The sequence below is a fragment of the Flectobacillus sp. genome, assembly GCF_049240685.1.
GTDB lineage: Bacteria > Bacteroidota > Bacteroidia > Cytophagales > Spirosomataceae > Flectobacillus.
In genome coordinates this window covers 1-5,475 of the sequence record NZ_JBMLSD010000507.1, presented here as the reverse complement: position 1 = coordinate 5,475, position 5,475 = coordinate 1, and the positions used below count along the sequence as shown (strand labels likewise).

General features: G+C 40.9%; 3 protein-coding genes. All 3 read left to right on the top strand.

Features of this window, described 5'->3' with window-relative positions; translation table 11 throughout:
- A partial coding sequence (locus ACOVQ4_RS23555; protein ID WP_421823032.1) for a SusC/RagA family TonB-linked outer membrane protein occupies nucleotides 1-2,712 on the top strand: 2,712 nt, incomplete at its 5' end.
- Between the two features lie 46 nt (nucleotides 2,713-2,758).
- Nucleotides 2,759-4,288 (top strand): SusD/RagB family nutrient-binding outer membrane lipoprotein, encoded by a 1,530-nt coding sequence (locus tag ACOVQ4_RS23550; RefSeq protein WP_421823031.1) that lies wholly within the window; start codon nucleotides 2,759-2,761, stop codon nucleotides 4,286-4,288.
- A 130-nt stretch (nucleotides 4,289-4,418) separates the two neighbouring features.
- The gene (locus ACOVQ4_RS23545) at nucleotides 4,419-5,195 is read left to right on the top strand and encodes a DUF4397 domain-containing protein (protein ID WP_421823030.1); all 777 of its coding nucleotides are present in this window, start codon (nucleotides 4,419-4,421) and stop codon (nucleotides 5,193-5,195) included.
- Nucleotides 5,196-5,475 lie beyond the last annotated feature (280 nt).

Below are 5,475 nucleotides of genomic sequence, written 5' to 3'. Positions count from 1 at the left end.
GGTCTTACGATGACCCCCACAACAGGTTTGCCTGGTGCATCGGCACAAGTACAGCTTCGTGGTGCTACGTCTATTGGTGGGAGCAACTCACCTTTGTATGTAATAGACGGCTTGCCAGTAAGTAACAATACTTTCTCGCAGGGAGGCTTGGTATCGGATGGTCCCAACCGCGCCAACGACTACATGAACCGTATTGCTGATATTAACCCAAACGATATAGAGAGCATTACTGTACTAAAAGGCCTTGAGGCGGCAGCGCTTTATGGTTCTGAGGGTTCGTCTGGGGTAATTATGATTACTACGAAAAAAGGTTCGAAAGGTGCTACACGTGTAAACTACAGCAACTCTTTCGATTTTTCGAATATTTATCGTTATGTAGAAACACAAAAAGTATATGGTAGAGGCTCGTATGGTGTAATAGACCCAACCGCAACGGCTTACCGTGGCCCAAAATATTCGGAGGGTTCTAATTCTCAAATTTTTGATAATGTCGAAAATTTCTTCCAGACTGGTACTACACAGCGCCACAACATTAGTGTAGAAGGTGGGCAAAAAATTACTTATCGTTTCTCGGCGGCCTATACTGACCAAACAGGGGTTGTACCTACAACTGGGATGAAACAATTCCAAACCAAACTGACGGGTAGCACCGAAATTGCCAGAGGAGTAACACTTACAAACTCATTTGCACTTACCAACTCTGATATCACAAAAGCCTACAGAGGCGCAAACGGTATGTATTTGAGCGCTTTAGGATGGCCTGCCAATGACGATATGCGCAACTATTTGAATATTGACGGGACAAGACGACGTTTGGTTCCGGCCGATAACTCTGAATTAGATAATCCTTACTTTAGTTTATATAAAAACCAAAACAAAGAGAGAACTCTTCGAATGATTGAGAATATTGCTCTTTCGGCAGACATAAAGCCTTGGTTGAACGTAACTGGTAGATTTGGGGTAGATACTTACACCACGTTTCTGAACTTACTGATTCACCCAGAATCTGGAAGCGGTTCGAGTGCAGGAGCTGGAGCAAATGGTATTGCAGCCAAGGGATATATCGACAATGCGATTGATGTAGGTAGAATTTTTAACGGAAACTTTATTGCTACTGCAAAAAAGAAAATAGGTAATATAGATGGTTCATTCTTGATTGGAACTTCATTTCAAGATGATAAATCAGAAGTAAATGCTTCGTATGGCGAAAAGTTGTACTTACCAGATTTCAATAGTATCAACAACACCGATGTAACTACCCAAAGAGGCAAAGTTACGATTCAACAAAAACGCCTACAAAGTGTATTTGCAAGTTTGGATTTGAACTACAAAGACATTCTTTATTTGAAGGCTACTGGTAGAAACGACTGGTCTTCGGCTTTGTATGGCGCCACAAGATATGACTACTTCTACCCTTCTGTAAGTGCCAGCTTTGTATTTACCGAATTACCTGCATTCAAAGATTTAGGCTTCTTATCGTTCGGTAAACTTCGTGCGTCATACGCCCAAACAGGGAAAGACCCTGCAACGCCATACAAAATCAAATCGACCCTTACACCACAAACTACTACTGATGGTGGTTTTGCTTATGGATTTTATGGCGGTAACCCCAACTTGAAGCCAGAAAGAGGTGTTGGTATGGAGGTAGGTGCTGAATTGCGCTTCTTCAAGGGTCGTTTAAATCTCGATGCAGCCTTTTATTCGAACGAGCGTTCCGACCAAATCGTAACACAACGTTTGAGTTATGCCACAGGTTTTATATTTGCTTTGTTGAATGGTGGAACCTTCTCAAACAAAGGTGTTGAGGTACAATTGTCTGGTTCTCCAGTAAAAACATCTAACTTTTCATGGGACGTAAATGTCAACTTTTCGAAGTTTACGACAGATGTAAAAAATCTTCCTGCCGATGTGGCCGAATATTATAACTCAGATACTTGGTTATACAACAATGCACGTGCGAGTGCATTTGTCGGAGATTTATCAAAATATTTTCCGACGCTCGACAATTTGAGCTATTACCAACAATGGGCTGGTTCGGCTACTGCTATAGGTGGATATAGCTATTTACGAAACAAAAGAGGTGATATCTTGATTAATCCAGCCACAGGTTTACCTATCAAAAATACCAATTTCTTACCTATTGGCGACCGTAATCCAGATTTTTCCATCGGTTTAAGAAACTCTTTTACCTATAAGTCTATCAATCTTTCTTTCTTGTTGGATATTCGTAAAGGTGGCGATGTATTTAATGGTAATGCCATGTGGTTATACGAGCGTGGCCTGAGTACAAAAACACTCGATCGAAATACTCCGATTGTATACAAAGGCGTCTTAAGAGATGGTTATGAAAACACCGACAACCCAACGCCAAACACCGTTCAGGTAACTCCTAGCACCAGCACAAACCAAGGTTTTTATAGCTCTTTAGCAGAATCTGATTTCGTAGAACACGATATCAACTGGCTTCGTATGCGTGACGTGAGTTTATCTTATTCGCTTCCATCAAAAGTTTTGAGTGGCGTAAAATGGATAAAAAATGCCTCAGTTTTCGTGCGCGGTACTGAGTTATTTTTGATTACGAATTACACAGGAGCCGACCCAAGTGTAAATGGTACAACTGCTACCTCATTAGGTGTAGGTGCCGCAGGAATCGACTTCGGAACGGTATCCTTACCTCGTACTTTCAGTACTGGCATCAATGTAACATTCTAATCAAAACCTGTTTTTATCTTACATTCGGTTAAAACATCAGAAAGAAATGAAAAAAATCTCATCATATATATTTCTGGCAGCTACAGCACTTTTGATGAGTAGTTGTCAAGATTATCTCAATATCAACGAAGACCCAAGTAATCCTCAAGTGGCTGAAGGCTATGCCCTTTTGCCTCCCATTGTGGCACAGATGGTTCGTGGCGAACAATTTGATGGTCGTTATGCTGGGCAATATTCTCAAGTTTGGGCATCCTCAGCTGCCAATAACACATGGGATTTACATAGCTATGTCTCTGGCTCTGATGCAGGTGGCGAAAAATGGCGTTCTCACTATTGGTCTATCGGTACTAATATCGATTTGATTGTGGCTGACGGAGTTGCCAAACAAAAATGGGATTATGTTGGAGCGGCCAAAGCAATCCGTGCGTGGTCGTGGCAAAGTACTACCGACTGGCATTGCGAAATGGTATTGAAGCAAGCCTTCGAACCCAACCGTTATGTGTTTGACTACGATTCTCAAGATTTAATTTATGAAGAGGTTCGCCGATTAAGTCAAGAAGCCTTGGATAACCTCAACAAAACTGGAGATGGCGTTGGCTCGCTAGTACGTGGAGATAAAGTATACAATGGTAATGTAGACAAATGGAAAAAGTTTGTGTATGCCACCTTGGCTCGTAATGCCAATCATATCAGCAATAAGAGTTCTTATAACCCTGATAAAGTAATTGAATATTGTGATAAAGCTATGTCATCCAATGCCGATAACTTTATGGTTCCACATCGTGGTGCAAGTACAGCCGATGGCAATTTCTTCGGGCCACTTCGCGACAACATGCAATCTTTTCGTCAAACAGACTTTAGCATCAGTCTATTAGACGGTCGTGTGTTCAATGGCGTTGTAGACCCACGTTTACCATTGATGTTTACGGCTTGTGTAGATGGTGTGTACAGAGGTGTTACTCCAGGTAGCGTCGACCCTAACGCAACACCTGTCGATAACCCTAAGCGTGTGCCTATCTTATGGGGTGTTCCTCCTTCGGCCTTGGTTGGCAAATCACCAGTAGATGTTACTAAAGGAAAATACATTTATAAGGACGACGCTCCGTTTCCAATTATAACCTATTCAGAAATTCAGTTCATCAAAGCCGAAGCGGCTTTTAGAAAAGGTGATAAAGCAACAGCTTTGGCAGCCTATAAAAATGCCATTGGTGCACACATGGATTTTGTAGGAGTATCTGCAAGTGACAAGGCTACATTTTTAGCCAGTAAAGCCATCAAACAAACAGGCGCTGAGTTAACGCTTAGTGATATCATGTGCCAAAAATTTATTGCTATGTATGCACATGGAAACATGGAGACATGGGTAGATATGCGTCGTTATAAATACGATTCCAATATTTATACAGGCTTTACCTTGCCTAGAGCTTTTGCCACTGAAAACAATGGCAAACCCGTTCAGCGTGTTCGCCCTCGTTACAATTCCGAATATGTATGGAATAGAGCCTCATTGGATAAATTGGGTGGCAACAACCCTGATTATCATACCTACGAGCAATGGTTTACTAAAACAGAATAGTAATAGAATTGTAGGCTAAAGAGTAGGCAAAAAAGTATATTTTTTCCTTTGTGAACAAGTACACCAGACTTGCTTACACTACTTAATGTTTTTTTAAAATAGAGAGTATTTTCTCCTAAATTTTACAAAAATGACGTATAAAAGATTTTTATCAATAATAACCCTTGCTGCCAGCATTTTCGGACTAGCGGCCTGTGGTGAACAAGCAGATTCATTTCAAAATATACTCCCTGCCACGGGTAGTCGTCTAAAATTTATTCATGCAGCGCCCGATGTCGCAGGTGTGGATATTTACCTAAACGATAAAAAATTCTCAGGGGTCAACACTACACCACCTACGGCACCAAATTTGCTTACGTATGGTAGCGCGTTTCCGCTAACGGCAGAGTATGCTACTTACCCAGCAGGGAATACCAAAGTCGGCGTTGTTATTCCTTCTTTGAACAATGCAGTAGGGGTATCAGCCAACCTTAACCTTGAAGATGGGAAATATTACTCTGTGTTTGCGACTGGCATTACACCAAATTACTCAGCCGTGGCACTCGAAGATAAGTTCCCAGCTGCCAACGGTAAAAATATCTACGTAAGAGTTTTGAACCTAATTTCTAACTCAAGTACCGTTGATTTTGTGGTAAATGGTCAAGCAATTGCGACAAATGTACCGTATAAAAATTCGGATAATACTTTTTACACAATTCCGATAGATAATTTCTTATCTGGTACGATTACTGTACCATTTTTTGCGAGAGTCTCGGGAGGAGTGGCTTTGGTAACAACCGCTACCGTAAACCAAACTTTGGTAGTTCCGGGCAAGTGCTACACCGTATATGTACGAGGAATAGTAACAACCGATGCAAAGAATCCTACCAAATATGCCCCAACCACAAGCGTATTGGTAAATAGATAAGTAATTTTGTTTTAGGTAACAGGAACAAGGCAAAGCGTCTTAAATTGTTTTTTAGTAACGATAGATATATTTTTGCCGAATGCCCAAAGCCGTAAGCTAAAGCAAAACAAGAGTTTTTTATAAAAGGAGAAAGACCTGTGCTTGCCTAAGGGCTATAGCTAAATACATATTGCGGGTAGAATTGACTATATTTTGCTCACTAACTTATTAATTAAGACAGATGTGTATACTTTAAAGGGTGAGATGTATTTTCTCACCCTTTTTTCTATTTTGACAAAAG